This is a genomic window from Pseudolysinimonas sp. (genome assembly GCF_049651805.1).
In the GTDB taxonomy this organism is placed as follows: Bacteria; Actinomycetota; Actinomycetes; order Actinomycetales; family Microbacteriaceae; genus Pseudolysinimonas_A.
Genome location: NZ_JBASCU010000029.1, coordinates 1 through 19,597 on the forward strand (window position 1 = coordinate 1; position 19,597 = coordinate 19,597).

Annotated in this window: 22 protein-coding genes; 15 read left to right on the plus strand and 7 right to left on the minus strand. The window is 68.9% G+C overall.

Annotated elements, in window-relative coordinates:
- Positions 1–611 (minus strand): amidase family protein (locus tag WBL06_RS06790; protein WP_424455224.1); only part of this gene is annotated, 611 nt, incomplete at its 3' end.
- 90 nt (positions 612–701) lie between these two features.
- Between WBL06_RS06790 and WBL06_RS06795 the strand changes: the two genes are divergently transcribed.
- Genes WBL06_RS06795 through WBL06_RS06810 form a run of 4 tightly spaced genes read left to right on the plus strand, consistent with a single transcriptional unit; the run spans position 702 to position 3,388 of the window.
- On the plus strand, positions 702–1,070 hold the full coding sequence (locus WBL06_RS06795) for a GntR family transcriptional regulator (protein WP_424455225.1): 369 nt from the start codon (positions 702–704) through the stop codon (positions 1,068–1,070).
- Positions 1,067–1,963: an ABC transporter ATP-binding protein gene (locus WBL06_RS06800; protein WP_424455226.1), complete on the plus strand. Its 897-nt coding sequence runs from the start codon at positions 1,067–1,069 to the stop codon at positions 1,961–1,963. Before WBL06_RS06795 ends, WBL06_RS06800 begins: the two co-directional genes overlap by 4 nt.
- Positions 1,960–2,739 carry a hypothetical protein gene (locus WBL06_RS06805; protein ID WP_424455227.1) on the plus strand — a complete coding sequence of 260 codons (780 nt, stop codon included), beginning with the start codon at positions 1,960–1,962 and terminating at the stop codon, positions 2,737–2,739. The genes WBL06_RS06800 and WBL06_RS06805 overlap by 4 nt, the downstream gene beginning before the upstream one ends.
- A 40-nt stretch (positions 2,740–2,779) precedes the next feature.
- Positions 2,780–3,388: a hypothetical protein gene (locus WBL06_RS06810; protein ID WP_424455228.1), complete on the plus strand. Its 609-nt coding sequence runs from the start codon at positions 2,780–2,782 to the stop codon at positions 3,386–3,388.
- Between the two features lie 118 nt (positions 3,389–3,506).
- Here the strand turns inward: WBL06_RS06810 and WBL06_RS06815 are convergent, their stop codons facing one another.
- Together WBL06_RS06815 and WBL06_RS06820 are read right to left on the minus strand one after the other, a co-directional pair.
- Complete coding sequence (locus WBL06_RS06815) at positions 3,507–3,938, minus strand: VOC family protein (protein ID WP_424455229.1); 432 nt, start codon at positions 3,936–3,938, stop codon at positions 3,507–3,509.
- Positions 3,935–4,513 (minus strand): N-acetyltransferase family protein, encoded by a 579-nt coding sequence (locus WBL06_RS06820; RefSeq protein WP_424455230.1) that lies wholly within the window; start codon positions 4,511–4,513, stop codon positions 3,935–3,937. Before WBL06_RS06820 ends, WBL06_RS06815 begins: the two co-directional genes overlap by 4 nt.
- Before the next feature lie 115 nt (positions 4,514–4,628).
- Between WBL06_RS06820 and WBL06_RS06825 the strand changes: the two genes are divergently transcribed.
- Positions 4,629–5,039, plus strand: a complete 411-nt coding sequence (locus WBL06_RS06825; protein ID WP_424455231.1) for a hypothetical protein — start codon at positions 4,629–4,631, stop codon at positions 5,037–5,039.
- Positions 5,036–5,227 carry a helix-turn-helix transcriptional regulator gene (locus WBL06_RS06830; RefSeq protein ID WP_424455232.1) on the plus strand — a complete coding sequence of 64 codons (192 nt, stop codon included), beginning with the start codon at positions 5,036–5,038 and terminating at the stop codon, positions 5,225–5,227. The genes WBL06_RS06825 and WBL06_RS06830 overlap by 4 nt, the downstream gene beginning before the upstream one ends.
- Before the next feature lie 19 nt (positions 5,228–5,246).
- Here the strand turns inward: WBL06_RS06830 and WBL06_RS06835 are convergent, their stop codons facing one another.
- Positions 5,247–5,951: a uracil-DNA glycosylase gene (locus WBL06_RS06835; protein ID WP_424455233.1), complete on the minus strand. Its 705-nt coding sequence runs from the start codon at positions 5,949–5,951 to the stop codon at positions 5,247–5,249.
- 43 nt (positions 5,952–5,994) lie between these two features.
- On the opposite strand from WBL06_RS06835, the gene WBL06_RS06840 reads away from it, so the two are divergent.
- Complete coding sequence (locus tag WBL06_RS06840; RefSeq protein WP_424455234.1) at positions 5,995–7,458, plus strand: MFS transporter; 1,464 nt, start codon at positions 5,995–5,997, stop codon at positions 7,456–7,458.
- Here the strand turns inward: WBL06_RS06840 and WBL06_RS06845 are convergent.
- Complete coding sequence (locus WBL06_RS06845) at positions 7,442–8,215, minus strand: SDR family oxidoreductase (RefSeq protein ID WP_424455235.1); 774 nt, start codon at positions 8,213–8,215, stop codon at positions 7,442–7,444. The two genes, WBL06_RS06840 and WBL06_RS06845, sit on opposite strands and share 17 nt — an antisense overlap.
- Before the next feature lie 23 nt (positions 8,216–8,238).
- Here WBL06_RS06845 and WBL06_RS06850 point away from each other — a divergent pair, with 23 nt between their 5' ends.
- The 7 genes from WBL06_RS06850 (at position 8,239) to WBL06_RS06880 (ending at position 16,150) form a co-directional block, all read left to right on the plus strand.
- Positions 8,239–9,330 (plus strand): acyltransferase family protein, encoded by a 1,092-nt coding sequence (locus WBL06_RS06850; protein WP_424455236.1) that lies wholly within the window; start codon positions 8,239–8,241, stop codon positions 9,328–9,330.
- Positions 9,331–9,438: 108 nt separating this feature from the next.
- Entirely contained in the window at positions 9,439–10,755 is a 1,317-nt protein-coding gene (locus WBL06_RS06855; RefSeq protein WP_424455237.1) for a bifunctional o-acetylhomoserine/o-acetylserine sulfhydrylase, read from the plus strand.
- A gap of 141 nt (positions 10,756–10,896) precedes the next feature.
- Complete coding sequence (gene metX, locus WBL06_RS06860; RefSeq protein ID WP_424455238.1) at positions 10,897–12,102, plus strand: homoserine O-acetyltransferase MetX; 1,206 nt, start codon at positions 10,897–10,899, stop codon at positions 12,100–12,102.
- Complete coding sequence (locus WBL06_RS06865; RefSeq protein ID WP_424455239.1) at positions 12,099–12,947, plus strand: hypothetical protein; 849 nt, start codon at positions 12,099–12,101, stop codon at positions 12,945–12,947. The genes metX and WBL06_RS06865 overlap by 4 nt, the downstream gene beginning before the upstream one ends.
- A 52-nt stretch (positions 12,948–12,999) precedes the next feature.
- Positions 13,000–14,169, plus strand: a complete 1,170-nt coding sequence (locus WBL06_RS06870) for a sensor histidine kinase (RefSeq protein WP_424455240.1) — start codon at positions 13,000–13,002, stop codon at positions 14,167–14,169.
- Entirely contained in the window at positions 14,166–15,464 is a 1,299-nt protein-coding gene (locus WBL06_RS06875) for a hypothetical protein (protein WP_424455241.1), read from the plus strand. Before WBL06_RS06870 ends, WBL06_RS06875 begins: the two co-directional genes overlap by 4 nt.
- Positions 15,465–15,487: 23 nt before the next feature.
- The gene (locus tag WBL06_RS06880) at positions 15,488–16,150 is read left to right on the plus strand and encodes a response regulator (RefSeq protein WP_424455242.1); all 663 of its coding nucleotides are present in this window, start codon (positions 15,488–15,490) and stop codon (positions 16,148–16,150) included.
- Here WBL06_RS06880 and WBL06_RS06885 read toward each other — a convergent pair.
- Both WBL06_RS06885 and WBL06_RS06890 read right to left on the minus strand, forming a co-directional pair.
- Positions 16,088–17,338 carry an MFS transporter gene (locus tag WBL06_RS06885; protein WP_424455243.1) on the minus strand — a complete coding sequence of 417 codons (1,251 nt, stop codon included), beginning with the start codon at positions 17,336–17,338 and terminating at the stop codon, positions 16,088–16,090. The genes WBL06_RS06880 and WBL06_RS06885 overlap by 63 nt on opposite strands.
- A gap of 30 nt (positions 17,339–17,368) precedes the next feature.
- Complete coding sequence (locus tag WBL06_RS06890; protein WP_424455244.1) at positions 17,369–18,643, minus strand: glycosyltransferase 87 family protein; 1,275 nt, start codon at positions 18,641–18,643, stop codon at positions 17,369–17,371.
- A 98-nt stretch (positions 18,644–18,741) separates the two neighbouring features.
- On the opposite strand from WBL06_RS06890, the gene WBL06_RS06895 reads away from it, so the two are divergent.
- Positions 18,742–19,575 (plus strand): ABC transporter substrate-binding protein, encoded by an 834-nt coding sequence (locus WBL06_RS06895; protein ID WP_424455245.1) that lies wholly within the window; start codon positions 18,742–18,744, stop codon positions 19,573–19,575.
- Positions 19,576–19,597: the final 22 nt, after the last annotated feature.

A 19,597-nucleotide genomic window follows, 5' to 3' on the forward strand; every position in this document is an offset into this window, starting at 1 on the left:
AGGTGGGCGAAGCCGGGCATCGCCGGCACCCGTCCGCGCGACGGCTTGAGCCCGACGAGCCCCGTCGCGGCGGCGGGGATGCGGATCGACCCGCCCCCATCGGACCCAGGGGCGAACGGCAGAAGCCCGGCCGCCACGGCGACCGCGGCCCCACCGCTCGACCCGCCCGCGCCGAGAGTGGTGTTGTAGGGGTTGCGCGCGATCGGGCCGGCGAGCGGTTCGGTGTAACTGGAGTTGCCGAATTCCGACGCCGAGGTCTTGCCGAGGCTCACGCCACCGGCCGCGTCGAGCGCGACCGCGAGATCGTCGGATGCCGTGGGCACGTTGTCGGCGAAGGCGCGCGATCCGTAGCGGGTCGGCACACCGGCCCGGGCGACCAGGTCTTTGTCCGCGAAGGGCAGCCCCCACAGCGGCAGCGCCGGCGAGAGGCCGCTGAGGGCGGTGGCGCGTGCCCTCGCCTGTTCGGCCGTCACCGTCACGAAGGCGCCGAGGCCGTCATCGAGCCGGGCGATGCGCTCGAGGTAGTGGTCGACGAGTTCGCGCGACACAACCTCGCCACGCCGCAGCCAGTCGAGCTGTTCGCCGGCGGTGAGGTGATGCAGTTCGAACACGCCACGAGCCTACGGACGACTTGACATTCGCCAGCATACCTGGTTGGTTCGTCACTCAAGTAAGTAACCAAGTAAGTGGGAGGAGGCGCCGTGGACGAGAGTCGCCCGATCTTTCAGCAGATCGCCGAGCAGATCGAGAACGACATCCTCGCCGGCGCCCTGCCCGAAGAGACCCAGGTGCCCTCGACCAATGAGTTCGCCGCCTTCCTGCGCATCAACCCGGCCACCGCCGGCAAAGGCGTCGGACTGCTCGTCGATGCCGGCATCCTCTACAAGAAAAGGGGAATCGGCATGTTCGTCGCCTCGGGCGCCCGCGCCCGCCTCGTCAGCGAGCGTCGCGAACGCTTTCGTGGCCAATACATCGCGCCCCTACTGGCCGAAGCTCAGAAGCTCGGCATCGACCCGGAGCAGCTCGTGCGGCTGATCCACGAAACGACCCAGGAGTCGAAGAAATCATGACCACGATCGTCGAGGTTCACGACGTCACCAAGCGCTTCGGATCCGTGACCGCCGTCGACGGCGTCTCGTTCCGGATCGAGGAGGGCAAGATCTACGGCCTCCTCGGCCGCAACGGCGCCGGCAAGACGACGCTGATGTCGCTCCTCACCGGCCAGGAGTTCGCGACGCACGGCGACATCCGTGTCTTCGGCGAGACCCCTGTCGAGAACGCCCGCGTGCTCGAGCGCGTCTGCTTCATCAAAGAGAGCCAGAAGTACCCCGACGACTTCAAGGTCAAGCACGTGCTGCGGATGGCTCCGCGCTTCTTTCCGCGCTGGGACCAGGGGTTCGCCGACCGCGTGGGCGGCGACTTCCGCGTGCCGCTCGATCGCAAGATGAAGAAGCTCTCGCGCGGGCAGTTCTCGGCCGTCGGGGTCATCGTCGGCCTCGCCTCCCGCGCCCCCCTCACCTTCTTCGACGAGCCTTACCTCGGACTCGACGCAGTCGCTCGGCAGCTGTTCTACGACCGGTTGCTCGCTGACTACGCCGAACATCCGCGCACCGTCGTGCTGTCGACCCACCTGATCGACGAAGTGAGCGACCTGCTGGAGCACGTGCTCGTGATCGACGACGGGCAGCTGCTCGTCGACAGCCCGGCCGACGAACTCCAGGGTTCGGCGACCACGGTCGTCGGCGGTCGTGAAGCCGTCGAGAGCTTCGTAGGCGCGCGCACGGTGCTCCACCGCGACGGAATCGGCGGACTGGTGTCGCTCACCGTCGCGGGGTTGAGCGCCGAAGAACGTACCGCAGCGAGAGCTGCAGGGCTCGAACTCGGACCCGTCTCGCTGCAACAACTCATCGTTCGCCTCACCACGGGGCGTCCCACCGATTTCGCCGAGGAGGCACACCAATGAGCGCCACCACCCTCCCGACCGTCGCCGCGCCGCGACCCCTCACCCGCCGCGTCGGCAACGTCGTCAGACTGCACCTGGCGAACCCGTTCACGATCCTCGGGACACCCGTGATCGTGCTCGGGCTGATCTTCGCGGTGAACTGGATGATCTGGTGGATCATCCGCACCGCCGCTCCCGCCGACCCGCAGAGCGTCGCCGACGTGTCGGCGGGGTTCCAGTACAGCGGCGCCACGCTGTGGATCTTCGTCTACATGATGGTGGTCGCGATCATGGCCATGAACCTGACCTTCTCGTTCGCCCTCGGCTTCAGCTCCACCCGCCGCGACTTCCTCCTCGGCAGCGGTCTCACGTTCGTCGCGCTGGCGGCGTTCTACGCCGTCGCGTACATCGCGCTGGCCGCGATCGAGACCTGGACCGGCGGCTGGGGCGTCGGCGGGGCGATGTTCAACAGCATCTACTTCGGCGTCGATGAGCCGTGGTGGCTGCGCCTGTTCCATGTCTTCGCCCTGTTCCTGTTCTTCTTCGCCGCGGGGAGCGCCTTCGGATCGATGTACGTGCGCTGGAAGGCGCGCGGCCTCATCCTGTTCTTCTCTCTGTTGTCGATCGCGATCATGGCCGCGGTCGCCCTGATCACGGTCACCGACTCATGGGCGGGGGTCGGCGAGTTCTTCGGCGCCGCCGGATTCACGGGCTCGTACGCCCTGAGTCTTGTCGTCTCGTTGATCGCCGGGCTGGCCGCCTACCTCATCCTGCGACGAGCGACCCCGCGAAACTGAGGCGAAGCGGGTGATACATTCCCACACGGGGAGGTCAGGGATGCGAGTGCACACGGTGGGCGCTGTGGGAGTCGTCGTCATGCTCCTCGCCGGCTGCGCCCCGCAACCCGCCGAAGGCGACGACACGCCGGCGCCCTCGACCGAACCCACGACGATCGAGACGGAAACACCGCAACCCGGGCGACCGGAGTTCGCGATGCCCGACGACTGTGTCGAGATCATCACCGCAGAAACCGCCGCAGATTTCGCAGCCGCCGGGCTCGACCTACTCGGCGGCCCGGGCGGCGTCTACGGCGAGAACTATTTCGACGATCCCACTCCTGAAGAACGGGTCGGCGGCATCACGTGCGTCTGGGGCGATGAAGCGGTGCCGGCGTCGACGGTCATCGCGTCGGTGGCACCGATCACCCCGAGCACCCACTCCGACATCGTCAGCGCCCTCATCGAGAGTGGGCTCGTCGAATCGCAGGTCGACGGCACGCTCACCTACGCACGCATCGGCGACGACGTCAGCGCGCCCGCCGAGTTGCACGCCATCCGCACGGAGAGCTGGATCTCGGTGATCGAGGCGGTCGGTGGCGAAGACCGGTTTCAGCACGCGACCGAACTCCTCGACGAGGTGACCGGTCAGGTCTACGTCGAGCGCTGAACCGCGGGGGTCACGGCGACCAGCCGTTGGGCAAACGCTGTCGGCGGGGCCCGTAGCACCGCCGACGAACTCGCGCGGCGCTACCGCGCCGTCGGGCGAGTGAGCGAACCCGGGCCGCTCACGCCGGGCCGAGTTCCTCGAACACCGTGATCTGCATGCCGCCCGGCGCCTCGAAGCGAGCGTTGAGCGACCGCCACGGGGTCTCGACCGGGGTCGCCACGACGTGCGCTCCCCCAGCCGACAGCCGGTGCGCGGCCGCTGCGGCGTCGGGCACCTCGAACGCGATGCGAACCGTGAGCGGGTAGCTGTGCGCGGCGGGCCGACCCACCTCGACCTCGTCGATGTAGGCGATCTGCGCGGGGTTGGCGAGTTCGAGCGTAGCCGTGGGCACCTCGAGGATCACGACGCGCGCTCCCCCGGGCCCGTCGTGGGCCTCGCGCTCACGCAGGCCGAGCACGTCGCGATAGAGCGCGAGCGCAGCCTCGAGGTCGTCGGTTTCCAGCACGAGGCGCAGCTGCGTCACGGGCGGGGTCACCGAGACGCCGGTCACTTGAGGCTCTTTTGCAGGAGATAAGTGCCGAGCCACCGGCCGAACTTGAACCCGACTTTGCCCATGTGGCCGATCTCGGTGAACCCGAAGTTCCGGTGGATCGCGAGCGAGGCATCCGCCCCCTTGTCGGCGATGACGGCGACGACCTCTTTGACGCCGGCCGCCTTCGCGCGGGGCAGCAGCTCGGCCATGAGCGCCGTGCCGAGGCCCTTGCCGGTCGATGCCGGGCCGAGGTAGATGGAGTTCTCGACGGTGAACCGGTAGGCCGCCTTCGGCTTCCACGGGATCACATAGGCGTAGCCGAGGATGACGCCGCGCGGGCTCACCGCCACGAGCCACGGGTAGTGCAGCTCCTGCACCTTGGCGAACTTCGCCCGCATCTCTTTGAGCGTGAGCGGGTCTTCGTCGAACGTCACCGTCGAGTTGGCGACGTAGTGGTTGTAGATCTCGCGCATGTGCGGGATGTCGCGGCTCGTCGCATCCCGGATCTCGAACGCGAAGGCGGGTTCTTCCGGCGGCTTCGGCTTGAGGTGGGGCGGGAGCTTCCGCCGCGGGTTGTACTCCTCCTCCAGCATGGGGCGAGCTTATGTGGGCGCCCTCGAACCCTCCAGGTGTCAAGTGACCTTGACACGGTCGCCCGCGCATCCTAGAGTCAAGTGAACTTGACACGTCGAGCACGAAGGAGACTCCATGGACGCCACCGACGCGGCCCCGAACTACCGCGAATCGATCCGCGCGACGGCGGCCCTCGCCGTCTGGACCCTCGCCTGGCTGGCGACGCTCGCCCTCGCCCAGTTCGGGCCGGAACTGCTCTGGGCTGGGGAGTCGACCTGGAGCTGGGTCGCGGTCGTGGTCAACCTCCTCGTCGGTGTCGGGGTGATCGTGGCGTTCACGCGTTATCTGAGTCGGGCCGACGAGTTGGACCGCAAGATCATGCTGGATGCGCTCGCCGTGACCCTCGGCGTCGCCTGGGTCACCGGATTCGCCTACGTCGTGGCGAACGCCGCAGGACTCGTCACGATCGACATCGGCGTGCTCCTCGCCGCCCCGGGAGTGGTCTTCGTGCTCGCGGTCGTCGTCGGCAAGATCCGCTACCGGTGAAGAACCGCATCCCCGACCTACGGGCCGAGCGCGCCTGGACCCAAGCCGACGTGGCGCACCGGATCGGGGTCTCGCGGCAGACCATCAACGCGATCGAGACGGGCAAGTTCGACCCGAGCCTGCCCGTCGCGTTCCGCCTCGCGCGGTTGTTCGACCTGACGATCGAAGAGGTCTTCACCGACGCGTGAACGGTCGGTGAAGACGGCGTCAGTCGGGCAGGCGCCAGTCGATCGGATCGGCTCCCGCGGCAGTGAGCAGGTCGTTGGCGCGGCTGAACGGTTTCGACCCGAAGAAGCCGCTGGATGCCGACAGCGGGCTCGGGTGCGCCGACGCGATGACCGGGGTGTCGCCGAGCAGCGGACGCAAGGTGCCGGCATCCCGACCCCAGAGGATCGCGATGAGCGGCGTTCCGCGAGCGATGAGCGCCTCGATCGCGGTCTGCGTCACCTCCTCCCAGCCCTTGCCCCGGTGCGAGCCGGAGTTGCCCGCCTGCACCGTGAGCACGCGGTTGAGCAACAGCACCCCCTGATCCGCCCAGCCGCTCAGGTCGCCGTGCGGCGCGGGCGGAATCCCGAGGTCGTCGTGCAGCTCCTTGTAGATGTTCGCGAGGCTGCGGGGGATCGGTCGCACGTGACGGTCGACCGCGAACGACAGTCCGATGGGATGACCGGGCGTCGGGTACGGGTCCTGGCCGACGATGAGCACCCGCGTACGGTCGAACGGCGCCGTGAAAGCCCGCAGCACGTTGGGCCCCTCGGGAAGATAGCGGCGGGCGGCTGCCACCTCGGCCCGCAGGAAGTCGCCCATCGCCGCGATGCGGCCCGCAACGGGTTCGAGCGCGACCGCCCATCCGGGGTCGACCAGTTCGGCGAGCGGCTTCGGTGTGCTCACGATCGCGCGCTCGTCGGTCACGGTCCGAGCCTATCCACGCGCCGTGCGGCACTAGTGTTCCGTCATGACCGCTCGGCCGTACTCGGTGGCGCAGATCACCTTCGCCCTCGTCGGCTTCCTGTTCCTGCTCGAGATCACGAGCGGAATTCTGCAGGGCTACTACATCCCGTTGATCAGCGACCTGGTGCGGCACCTCGGCATCACCGACGCCGACTTCAACTGGTTCGAGGCGGCGCAGCTGCTGCTCTCGGCGATCGCTGTGCCGATCCTCGCGAAACTCGGCGACATGTTCGGGCACAAGCGGATGCTGCTGGTCTCGACCGCGCTCACGGCCGCGGCATCCTGGTGGCTCGTCGTCGCCGGCGACTTCACCACATTCCTCATCGCTTGGGCGCTGCAGGGCTTCTACTCCGTGTGGCTGCCGCTCGAGATCGCGCTCATCTTCGACAAGGGCCGGCGCAGCAAGACCGGGGTTTCGCAGACCCGGCGCGCCGCCGGCCTGCTGGTGATCGCCCTCGAGGCGGGCGCGATCGCCGGCGCACTCGGCGGCGGCGCGATCTTCACGGCCGTCGGGGGCGACGTGGCGCTCACCCTCGCGGTGCCGGCGATCATCGTCACCGCGGCGTTCTTCGCGATCCTGTTCGGCGTGCCCGAGTCGGAGCGGGGCGTCGGCCGGTCGCTCGACCTCGTCGGCTTCGTTCTGCTCACCTTCGCGCTGCTGCTCACCACGTCGTCGCTCACTTTCCTGCGCATCAACGGTCCCGAGACCTGGTGGGTGTGGGTGGTGATGGCGGCGGGCCTGCTCGCGTTCGTGCCGTTCGGGCGATGGGTGCTCGGCAAAGACGACCCGGCGATCGACCTGCGGATGCTGGCGCAGCCGACGATGTGGCCGGTACAGATCACCGCCGGCCTGTTCGGCATCAGCGTGCTTGGCGCGCAAGTGCCTCTGTCGACGTTCGCCGGCACCGATCCTGCGGTCGCCGGATTCGGGTTGGGCCTGAGCTCCGGGATGCGCTCGGTCGTGATCGGCATCTACCTGATCTCGCTCATCCTCGGTGCCGCCCTGTTCGCGATCTTCGCTCGGCGCCTCACCCCGAGGATCGCCCTCATCGTCGCGACCGCCCTCGTCGCGGTCGGCTACTTCGCCCTCATCCCGTTCCACGACGACCTCGCCCAGGTGCTCGCCGGCATCAGCGTCGCCGGCATCGGGTCGGGAGCCCTCGTCGCCGCCCTCCCCGCTGCCGCGGCCGCCGCAGCCCCCCGCGGGCAGACCGGCATCGCGGCGGGCCTCACCAACACGACGAAAACGATCGGCGGTGCCTTCGCCTCGGCGACCTTCGGCATCGCCCTCGCAGTCGGCGTCACGGCGGGCGTCGGAACCGCCGCGAGCCTCACCGGCTACTACACCGTCTGGATCGTGTGCGGGGCATCCGCCGTGGTCGCAACGGTGTTGCTGTTCTTCGTGCCCAAGCTCGCGTTCGCCGATCCCGTCGACGTCGACGAGGAGGCGGTCAACCCTTCGGTGTGAGCGCCCCGCGGATCACCTTGTGCGGGGCGGCCTGCGCGACGGGCTTGATCGTCACCAGGTCGAGGTTGACGTGGCCGGGCAGCTCGATCGCGTGCACGATCGCCTCCGCGATGTCGTCGGCGACCAACGGAGCCTCGACGTTGTCGTAAACGGCATCCGCCTTCTGCCGGTCGCCGCCGAAGCGCACGAGCGAGAACTCGTCGGTCTTCACCATGCCCGGCGCGACCTCGATCACCCGGATCGGCTCGCCCGCGAGCTCGAGCCGCAACACCGCCGTGAGCATGTGCGCTCCCGCCTTCGACGCGTTATACCCCGCGCCACCCTCGTACGCCAGGTGCGCGGCGATCGAGGTGACGGTGAGGATGTCGGCGTGGCCGGCATCCCGGGCGCCGTCGCGCAGCGCGGGCAGCAGCGCCGCGATCAGGCTCTTCACCGCGACCACATTGATCTCGAACATCGCGCGCCAGTCCGCGGGATCGCCGTGCTCGACACTCGCCATCCCGAATGCTCCCCCGGCGTTGTTGACGAGCGCATGCAACGGACCGAGCGCGCGCACCTCGTCGCGCACGCGCGCCACGTCGGCCGCGACCGTGAGGTCGGCGACGATCGTGCGGATGCCGGTGCCCGCGGCGAGCGCGGCGAGCCGGTCGGCGCGGCGGGCGATTCCGACGACCTCCCAGCCGCGTGCGGCGAACAGCCGGGCCGTCGCCTCCCCGATGCCGGAACTCGCTCCCGTCACGACCACACGTCTCGTCATGTTTCCACCGTAGGGTGAATGAGATGAGGGGCGACCGCATTCCGCTGTGGGACAACGCGCGATTCGGGTGCGTCGTGCTCGTCGTGATGGGTCACGCGATCCAGCGGCAGACCCTCGACTCCGACAACGCGCTGACGCTGTACCTGTTCATCTACGCGTTCCACATGCCGGCGTTCGCGATCATCAGCGGGTACTTCTCGAAGGCCTCGCCGCCCAACACGCGACAGCTGCGGCGCATCCTCACCGATTTCGTGCTCCCGTACGTGATTTTCGAGACGATCTGGAGTCTCGTGCAGTTCCTCGTCGAGGGCCGCCCGGTGTTCAATCCGACGGAGCCGTCGTGGACGCTGTGGTTCCTGTTGGCGCTCGCGATCTTCCGGCTCGTGCTGCCGTACCTCGTGTTGTTGCGCTGGCCGCTCGCCTGGGCAGTGCTGCTCAGCGTCGGCGTCGGATATCTCGCCAACGTCAACTCGACCTTCTCGCTGTCGCGGGCCATCGGCATCCTGCCGTTCTTCGTGCTCGGCTGGATGCTGCGCCAATGGAACATCGTCGACCGCTGGCGCGACCTCGGAGCGGCGATCTGGGGCTGGCGCGCCCTCGCGGCCGGGGTGTTCGGCGCGTGGCTCGCCGTCGCCGCGCTCAACGTGCAGACCTTCCGCGCGTTCGACCTGCGCTTCTGGTTCTTCTACGACGACTCCTATCTCGGCCTCGGCGAGCCGGTGTGGTGGGCGGGTTTGCTGCGCCTGGGCCTTATCGTGCTCGCCGTCGTGCTGAGCGCCGCGTTCTTCGCGCTCATCCCCCGGCGCGAGACGTTCTTCAGCGCCTTCGGCCTCGCGACGATGTACGTCTACCTGTTGCACAGTTTCGTGCTTTACCCGCTACGTGAGTCGGGCGTTCTGCGCGACGACCATTCCTCGGCGACCTGGCTGCTCACGATGATCTTCGCCTCGACCGCGATCGCGATCGTGCTCGCCAGCCCCTTCGTGCGGAGAGTGTTCCGTCCGCTGGTCGAGCCGAAGCCGCGCTGGTTGTTCCGCGTCACGGACGACCTCCGTGGGGAGTCCCGCACGGATGCCGTGGGCGCGCGACGGGAGACCTCGCCGTCTCGGACCTGATGCCCGGTTACGCCGCGTTGCAGTCGTTCTGGCATGTCGGGGTCGTGGGAACCTAGGCTCGCATCCGTCCGAGGTGAACCCTCGGTCCGCACAATCCAAGGAGCCCCCATGTCGGACTGGAAGTTCGAGACCAAGCAGATCCACTCCGGTTCCGCCCCCGACCCGGTGACCAACGCTCGCGCGACGCCGATCTACAAGACCACGTCGTACGTCTTCAACAGCTCCGACCACGCGAAGAACCTGTTCGCGCTCGCCGAGTTCGGCAACATCTACACGCGCATCAACAACCCCACCCAGGCCGTCATCGAAGAGCGCATCGCCGCGCTCGAAGGCGGCACGGCGGCTCTCGCGGTGGCATCCGGCTCCGCCGCCATCACCTACGCGGTGCTCAACATCGCCGGCGCGGGCGATCACATCGTCTCGTCGTCGTCGATCTACGGCGGTACCTACAACCTCTTCAAGTACACGTTCGCGCGCCTCGGCATCGATGTGACGTTCGTCGAGAACCAGGATGACGCCGAAGAGTGGAAGGCCGCGATCCGGCCCAACACGAAGCTGCTGTTCGCCGAGACGATCGGCAACCCGCGCATCAACATCCTCGATATCGAGCTGGTCGCCGAGGTCGCGCATCGGGCCGACGTGCCGCTCATCGTCGACAACACGATTGCGACGCCGTACCTCATCCGCCCGTTCGAGTTCGGGGCCGACATCGTCGTGCACTCCGCCACGAAGTTCCTCGGCGGCCACGGCACCGTGATCGCGGGCGTCATCGTCGACGGCGGCCGCTTCCCCTGGTCGCAGCACGTCGACAAGTTTCCCGGACTCACCGAGCCCGACCCGTCGTACCACGGAGCGTCGTACACGACAGTGCTCGGCGACGGCATCGCCTACGTCATCAAGGCACGTGTGCAGCTGTTGCGCGACACCGGCGCCGCGATCTCGCCCGACAGTGCGTTCACGCTCATCCAGGGCGTCGAGACGCTCTCGTTGCGCATCGAGCGGCACGTCGCGAACGCGCAGGCGGTCGCCGAGTGGCTCGAGGCGCACCCCGACGTAGCGTCGGTGAACTACTCGGGCCTGCCGTCGAGCCCGTGGTTCGAGACCGCCAAGAAGTACGCCCCCCTCGGCGTCGGCGCGGTGCTGTCGTTCGAACTCAAGGGTGGGGTGGATGCCGGCCGCGCGCTGGTCGAGAGCGTCACGCTGTTCAGCCACCTGGCGAACATCGGCGACGTGCGGTCGCTCATCATCCACCCGGCGTCGACGACGCACTCCCAGCTCACCCCCGAGCAGCAGCTCACGACCGGGGTCACCCCCGGCCTGGTGCGCCTCTCCGTCGGCTTGGAGAACATCGACGACATCACCGCCGACCTCGAGGCCGGTTTCGCCGCCGCCCGCAAGGTGAGCGCCGCCAACGCGAACGCCTGACTCGACCTCCTTCTTCGTCATAGAACCCTCTGTGACGCTGGGGAACCCGGCGCGCGGGGGTCTGTAACGGCGGAGAACCCTCTATGGCCGGAAGGTGTGGGGGCGCGTAACACGTCGTCGACTGCGGAAGAATGAGCGGCGATGGACTGGCAGACTCCCGAGGACGCCGCGCCGTCGGCGTTCGTGACGGAGTCACAGCGACGCCGCGTCGCGGGCAAGCCACCCGCGACGGGCGCGTGGCGCGTCGGCGACGATCCGGGTGACCGGCGTTTCGCCGGCATCGGCGACCTCGCGCTCGAACGCGGCGGCGCGATTCCGAACGTGACGATCGCCTACGAGACCTGGGGTGAACTGAAGCCCGACGGGTCGAACGCGATCCTCGTATGCCACGCACTCACCGGCGACAGTCACCTCGTCGGCCCGGCCGGCCCGGGTCATCCCACGGCCGGGTGGTGGTCGGGACTCGTCGGCCCGGGCAAGGTGCTCGACACGACGAAGTACTTCGTCGTCGCGCCCAACATGCTCGGCGGCTGCCAGGGGTCGACCGGGCCGGCGTCGCTCGCGCCCGACGGTTCCGAATGGGGGCCGCGTTTCCCCTACCTGACGATCCGCGACCAGGTGGCCGCGCAGGCGGCGCTCACCGACCTGCTCGGCATCGACCGCTGGGCGCTCGTCGTCGGCGGCTCGATGGGCGGAATGCAGGTGCTCGAATGGGGCATCGGCCACGCGGAGCGGGTCGAACGCATCGCGGTGCTCGCCGCTCCCCCGCTGTCGAGCGCCGACGAGATCGCGCTGAACTCGGTACAGGCCGAGGCGATCCGCATGGACCCGGCGTTCCACGGCGGCGAGTACTACGACGCCGAGGAGGGCGAGGGGCCGCATCGCGGCCTCGCACTGGCCCGACGGATGGCCCTGCTCAACTACCGCTCCCCGACCGAGCTCAACGACCGGTTCGAGCGCTCCTGGCAGAGCGGCATCAGCCCGCTCGGCGGGGGCGGCCGGTTCGCGGTGGAGAGCTACCTCGACTTTCACGGCAACAAGTTCACCCGGCGCTTCGACGCCAACAGCTACCTGGTGCTGACGGATGCCATGGACTCTCACGATGTCGGTCGCGACCGCGGCGGGGTGGCGGCCGCGCTCGCCGGCGTCACCGCGAAGGCGCTCGTGCTCGGCATCGACTCGGATCGGCTGTTCCCGGTGGCCGGGCAGGAGATCATCGCCCAGCATCTGCCGGGCAACATCGACGGCGATGTTCCGGTCGTCATCTCGTCGCCGTTCGGTCACGACGCGTTCCTGATCGAAGACGCGGTGGTCGGTGCCGAAATCGGCAGGCTGCTCGCCCAATGACAGGGCTCCGAGCACTCGCCGCGGTGGTCGCGGGGGTGCTCGTCGGCGGGCTGATGGCGGGGTGCTCACCGGCTGCCCCGATCCTCCCGGCGGAGGTGACCGTGATGGTCTACCAGCCGCGCACCGACATCACGGTGGGCCGGATCGCGATCCAGGTGCGCAACGGCACCGACCAACCTCTGCAGGTCGTCGGGGCTCGGCTGCAGAGCCCCGACTTCGTCGCCGACACCGTCTGGCCCAACGACTCGGCGACCGTGCCCGCCGGCCTCGCCCTCGACCTGCGAGCGCCCCTCCCCGAGGTGCACTGCGACGCCGAGACCGAGCCGAGCGTCGTGATCGAGTTCGTCATCGCCGGGCGCACCGGCGTCGCCGAGATCGAGGTCGAGGATCCGTTCGAGTTGCTCCCCCGCCTGCACCGCGAGGCGTGTCTGGCCGACGACATCGCCCAGATCGCGACCCTCACACCACGCGAGGTGATTCTGCCCGACGGGGTCGCCCCCGCCATCCTGGTCATCGACGTCGACCCGACCGGCGCCCCCGGGGTCGTCACCATCGACCAGGTCGGAGGCACCACCCTGCTCAAACCCACTGCCGGCGGGCAGGCGAGCGACCTTCTCGACCTCGGGATCTCGATCGACGCCGACGGGCCACGTGAGGTGCGAATCGCCTTCGTGCCCAACCGCTGCGACCCGCACGCGCTGCTGGAAGACAAGATCGGCACCATCATCCCGCTCTACGTCACGACGGCGACGTCGAGCGCCGAACGCTGGTTGATGCCGGTCGCCGACGCCCAGCGAGCCGACTTCTACGCGTTCTTCGCGGCATATTGCGGGCTCCCGACATAGCCGCGTGGCACCCCCCATTCGCGTGTCACCTTGTGCCACCATTGCCGTCAGCATGGACCTCATCAGCAGGGAGCGCGACCGGCTCCTCCAGCGCAGCGCCCGCGTCTACGGCCTGAGTTTCACCGCGGTCTCTGCGGTGGGCTTCGCACTCCCCGGATCCGTGCCCTTCCAAGCGGTTCTGATCGGCACCCCGCTCTACCTCATCCTCGTCGCCGCCCTCGTCGCGGTGGGCTTCAGTCGATCGATCTGGTGGCCGGTCGTGGCTCTGGTCGCGGGCACGGGTATCGTCGCGACGATCGGCTCGGTCGCCCCCGCGCCGACCCCCTCGGCGTCGCTCGCCATCATCCATGTCGCCGGCGCCGGGCTCGCCGCCCTCGCGCTCGTCCTCACCACGAGCGTTCCACGGATCGCGCTGTTGGTCGTCGGGGCGCTGAGTGCGGTGGCAGTCGTCGTCGCCGCCGAGATCGAGATGCCTGCCCAGGCTCTGCGCAGCGGCGGCACGGTGCTGGTCGGATGGGGCCTGGCAACGCTCATCGCCGTGTGGATCAGTGCGGGCGTGCCGCAGGTAGCCAAGCGCATCGCGAGCATCGGCCGCGCGCATCGTGCCGAACGTCAGGCGAGCGAGCTCGAGGCCCAACGCCGGCAAGGTGCCCGACTGTTGCACGACACGGTTCTGGCGACCCTCACGTTGCTCGCGCACTCCGGTGTCGGGGTCAAACCCGATGCCCTGCGCCAGCAGGCCGCCGACGACGCGCGGCTGCTGCGCCAGTTGCGACTCGGACAGGGTCCGGTGGGGGCGACGGAGACCGGCACGATCCCGATCCTGCAGCCCGACGAGATCGTGCTCGGCACGACCCTCGAGTCGGTCAAGCAACGCTTCGGGCGCATGGGGCTCAAGGTGTCGTGGCACGGCACGGGACAGGTGCTGCTGCCGAGCGAGGTTCTGGATGCCTTCCTGCTCGCGCTCGCCGAGTGCCTCGAGAACGTGCGACGGCATTCGGGTGTGACCGAGGCCCACGTGACCATCACCGACGACGACAAGATGGTGCGCGCGCTGGTGACCGACGCCGGAGTCGGCTTCGACATCGCGGATATCGATGAGGCGAAGCTCGGCTTCGCCGAATCGGTTGTCGCACGCCTGCGCGAGGTCGGCGGCAACGCGCGCCTGTTCTCAGCGCCCGGGTCGGGCACGACCGTCGCGCTGGAGGTGCCGCGCGGATGAGCAAGCACGACACCATCAACTTCTCCCGCCCCGAGGAGAACACCCTCGGCGTCGTCGTCGGCAACGCCCGCCGCGCGGTCACCAGCACGGCGCGGCGGTTCAGTCGCGCGGCGAACGCCCACCGCGCGAGCCTGGGCACGGCCTTCCTCGGCCTCGGCGCCGTCATCGTCGTCGGCCTGCGCGCCGTCTACGGACTCATCTGGTTCGCCTCGCAATGGGAGGTCTACCCCGAACCGCTCGCCGCGCTCGCCGCCTGGATCGTGCTCGCCGCGGTGCTCATCGGAGCGATCGTGATGTCGCGGGTGAGTGGCGACCGGCTGCCGGACTGGATGTTCGGGCTGTTCCTGGCGGGCCTCGCGATCGCCTTCGCGCTCGACGTGATCGCGATCTGGGAGCTGCGCGACATCGGCGGGTACGCGACCGCGGCCGTCACCGCCGGGATGGCGCTGCTCGTGCTCGTCGCCCTGCGCGGGTCGGCCGAGATCCTCGCCGCGGCGGGCATCGTCGGAGTCGCCCTGGTCGCGGTGATGTTCTTCGATGCGCCCGTCGGAGCGTTCGGCGATGCAGGCTGGATCGCCACGCAGATCACCGCGATCGCCGGGTCGGTACTGCCGCCGATCATCGGTGTCGTCATCGTCGAGGGCTTCCGTCGCATGGTGCAGGTGGAACTCGATCGGGTGCTCGTGCAGAGCACCGTCTCGGCGCCGCGGTTCGCGGTCGGCATGCTCGCCTCCGAAGAGCTCGCGCGTCTCGATCTGGCGGCGGAAGAGCTTCTGGATGCCGTCGCCAACAAGAAGACCAACCTGCCGCTCACCCCGAAGAACGCCTCGGTGGCAGCCCAGCTGGCGACAGAGTTGCGGCTGCACCTCATCGAGGGCCGCCGGGAGACCTGGCTGTACCACGCGATCAGCGAGTCGGAACAGCTCGGCAAGTCGGTGACGCTCTCCGACAAGTCGAGCCTCGCCGGTTTGCTCGATCCGACCCAGCGCGACGGGCTGCTCTCGGCGGCCTGGCTGCTGGTCGCCGATGTGCCCTCGGCGGCGAACCCGCGGCGACGCGGAACGGCCCGCACCGTCAACATCCAGATCGGGCCGGTCGTTCCCGGCACGACCGAGGTTCCCGCCCACAAGATCGCCGTTCCCATCACGATCACCTCGACCGGTGTTCCCCGAAACCGGGTCGACTCGGGTGTCTGGGACGCGATCGGCCGCATCGGGCGCTACTCTGACTCCACACAGGACGCCAGTCTGCGGGTCGACATCGAGTGCATCGTCGACAACCCGGCCGACCAGTGAGCACCCCAACGGAAGGAACACCCGTGGCCGCCCTCATCCGCGTCGCGTTGGTCGACGATCACCGCATGATTCTCGGCGCACTCACCGAATGGATCCGCAGCACCGCCGACGACATCGACGTCGTGGCCGCCGTTCCGACCTGGCCCGAGCTGCTGACCCACCCCGAGTTCCCGGTGGATGTGGTGCTGCTCGACCTCGATCTGAAAGACAACCTGCCGGTCGCCCTCAAGATCTCGACCCTCAAGACGACGGGCGTGCGCACGGTGCTGATGAGCACCTACTCGGAGCCCAACGTGGTGCGCGAGGCGCTGGGCGCGGGCGCGCTCGGGTATCTGGTGAAGAGCGAGCCGGTCGACATGATCATCGAGGCGATTCGCGCGGCGGCGAAGGGCGAGAGCTTCATCTCGGCCGAGCTCGACCTCGCGATCAACGCCGCCGATATCGGCGGTGCCCCGAAGTTGTCGGCACAGGAACGCCGGGTCATGGCCCTCTACGGCGGTGGCGAACCGGTCAAGGCCGTCGCCTACCAGCTCGGCATCTCTGAGGAGACCGCGAAGAGCTACCTCAAGCGCATCCGCGAGAAGTATCGGGTCGCGGGCATCGATGTCGGCACCAAGGTGGCGCTACGAAAGCGCGCGATCCAGGACGGCATCCTCATTCAGGACAACCCGACCGGCTCGTTCTGACCGCGTGACGAGGCCGCCGAGAACGGCGAGCAGGATGCCGGGCAGGCACAGCGCGAGCCCCACCCAGGTGGGCGCGACGTAGCCGAATCCGGCCGCGATCACGGCACCGCCGAGCAGTGCCCCCAGGCTGTTGCCGATGTTGAGCGCCGAATGGTTGGCGGCTGCCGCGAGTGTCTGAGAGTCGCCGGCGACATCCATCAGCCGCGTCTGGATGGCGGGCGAGATCGCCGCGGCCGCGAAGCCGACCGCGAACAGCCCGGCGAACAGGCCCGGGATCGTCGACGCGGTGAGGGCCAGCCCGAGAAGGGCGGCGACGAGCAGTCCGAAGCAGATGAAGATGGCACGCAACGCTCCGCAGTCGGCGAGCCGGCCGCCGTAGAGGTTTCCGAGGGTCATACCGAGGCCCACCGCGACGAGGGCGATCGGCACGACGGCGGCGGGCAGCATCGTCACCTCGGTGGCGAGCGGCGCGACGTAGGTGTAGACGGCGAAGAGCCCGCCGAATCCGAGCGCGCCGGTGAGCAGTGCGAGCCAGACCGCGGGCCGCGAGAATCCCCCGAGTTCACGCCGTGCCGTCGCCTGCGGGTCACCAGGCTGCCTCGGCACGACGAGCATGATCGCGATCATCGTCAGCGCGAAGATCACCGCCACGGCGATGTACGAAGCACGCCATCCGGCGTTCTGCCCGAGGAAGGTGATCGCGGGAACGCCGATGACGTTGGCGATCGTGAGGCCCGAGAGTACGAGGGCGATACCCTGCCCGCGTTTGCCCGGCCCCATCAGAGACGCGGCGACGAGGGAGGCGATTCCGAAGTACGCGCCGTGCGGCAACGCCGCGAGGAACCGTGCCGCGACGACGAGTTCGAACGTCGGCGCAAGGGCGGAGGCGAAGCTGCCGACCGTGAACGCCACGACCAGCGCGATCAACAGGCCCTTGCGGGGAAGACGGGCGGCGACCACGGCGATGGTCGGAGCGCCGACGACGACCCCTGCGGCGTACGCGGAGATGAGGATGCCGGCGCGTGCGATCGCCTCTTCAGGATCGCTGAGCGCGAGGTCGGGCAGTAGATCCCGGGCGATTTCGGGCAGCACGCCCATGGCCGCGAACTCGGCCGCCCCGATGCCGAAGCCGCCGAGCGCGAGGGCGAGGAGCGCCAGGCGCACCCGCGCCGGGGTCAGAGAGGTCATGCGAGGCCGATCGATCGAGAGCTGTGCGGCTCAGCGTCGAGCGTGCATCCAATCTAACGCCGAGACGTCGACGTCGCCGAGGGCGTTCGCCGACGGCCGGCGGGCGACCGCGATGAGAGCGACAACAGCCCAGACGAACAGGACGACGTACAGCAGATTGCGGCCGGTGAGCATGACCACCATCGCGAGCTTCGGCACGCCGAGCAGCTCGTGATACAGGTACGGGTAGAACGACTGAGTGAGCGCGGCGATGCCGACGCCGAACACGGCCGGCACCCGGAAGGAGCGCCCGGCGCCTGAGGCGGCGGTCAGCAACCCGAACACGATCGGCACGGCGAGCCAGGTGGCGAACTGCGGCGAGCCCACCTTGTTGAAGATGATCATCGCAAGGGTGAGTGCCAGAACCAGGGGCGGCAGCACCTCCCCGGTCGTGCGCCCCCGTCGAGTGGCGAGCACCCCGAGTGCGAGCAGCAACAACGCGGCGAGGGCGAGGAGCGGAGTCGCGACGGCTGCCACGCCCTGCACCCCGTCGCCGCGCAGCTGGAAGGTGAGAATCGCCGTGTCGTAGTAGACGCGACTGTGCCCCGCGCCGAGGGTGGCGTCCCACATCCACGGAGTCGCGATCACCGACTCGATCTGCAGCCCCCGCCCGGTCTGCTGGGTGATGAAACTGAAGACGTTCGCTCCCGCCCCCAGCGCCAGCGTCACGACCAACACGATCGCCGTCGTCGCGGCGGCGCCGACGACGACGCGGCCGCGGTCGCGGAGAGTGATGATGGCGGCGGCGACCAGCGCCGCCGGCCACGCCTTGGTCCAGGCGGCGATGGTCAGCAGCACCCCGCCGAGCATGGGGCGCGTGACGACCAGCAGCATTCCGAGCAGCGCGAGCGGCACCGTGATCGAGTCGATGCGGCCGAGCGCGACGGGGCCGAGCGCGACGAGAAAGCCGAGCCACCACCAGCCGGCGTGCGAGACCCCGAATCGGCGGCCCATGGTCAGGATGACGGCGAACACGATCGCGTTCGCCAGCATCACGAGGCTCAGCCAGGTGCTGGCGTAGAGGTCGGGGCCGAGCGCCGCGGCGGCGATCATCGGCACGATCGCCAGGATCGGATAGACCCACACCGTGTCGATGCCCACCCACCCGTAGCCTTCGAAGGCGTAGTCGACGATCCAGAACTTGTAGACGGTTGTCACGTCGCCGATCGGCTGCCCCGGCGCGTAGAGGGCGAGCATCCCGAGCCACAGGTGGGCGACCACGAAGCCGGCCCAGAGGAGGATCGGACTCCGCACGATCGCCAGCACTCGAACAGCGTAGCCGCGTCACGAATCGACACGTCGCGCCGCGCGTGGCGGCGCGGCGGCAGAATGGTGACCCAGCACCTTTCCCTTTTGGAGGCCCCATGTCCCGCACCCTCACCCGATTGGCGGCCGCCGCCGGCGTGCTCGCCCTCGGCCTCGGCCTCGCCGGCTGCCAGACCGCTGCCGAGCCCGGCGCCGGAGGCGACTACGTCACCGACGGCAAGCTCACGATCGCCACCGGCGAGCCCGCCTACTACCCGTACGTGATCGACGACGCCCCCGAGTCGGGCGAAGGCTTCGAAGCCGCCGTCGCGTACGCGATCGCCGAGGAGCTCGGCTTCGCCGACGAAGATGTCGTCTGGGTGCGCACCGGCTTCGACGAGGCCATCGCCCCCGGCCCGAAGTCGTTCGACTTCAACATCCAGCAGTACACGATCACACCGGAGCGCGAAGAGTCTGTCGACTTCTCGTCGCCCTACTACGCGGCCGACCAGGCGGTCATCACGATCGAAGGCTCGGCCGCCGCCGATGCCACCTCGATCGCCGATCTGCAGGGGCTGTTGATCGGCGCCGCCACCGGCACGACGAGCCTGGCTGCGGTCGAGCAGGTCATCCAGCCCACCGCCGGCGCGCAGGTGTTCAACAACAACGACGACGCGAAGCTCGCGCTCGAGAGCGGCCAGGTCGACGCGATCGTCGTGGACGTGCCGACCGCGTTCTACATCACCGGCGTCGAACTCGACGGTGGCCTGATCGTCGGCTCGCTGCCCGAGATCGAGGGCGCGACCGACGAGTGGGGCGTGCTGCTCGCGAAAGACAGCCCGCTCACCGACGCGGTGTCGGCGGCGATCGAGGCCCTGCGTGAGAACGGCACGCTCGAGGCCCTGATCGACGAATGGCTCGGCGCCGACCAGGGAGTGCCCGAGCTGCAGTAGTTCGGCTCCAGTAACTTCATAC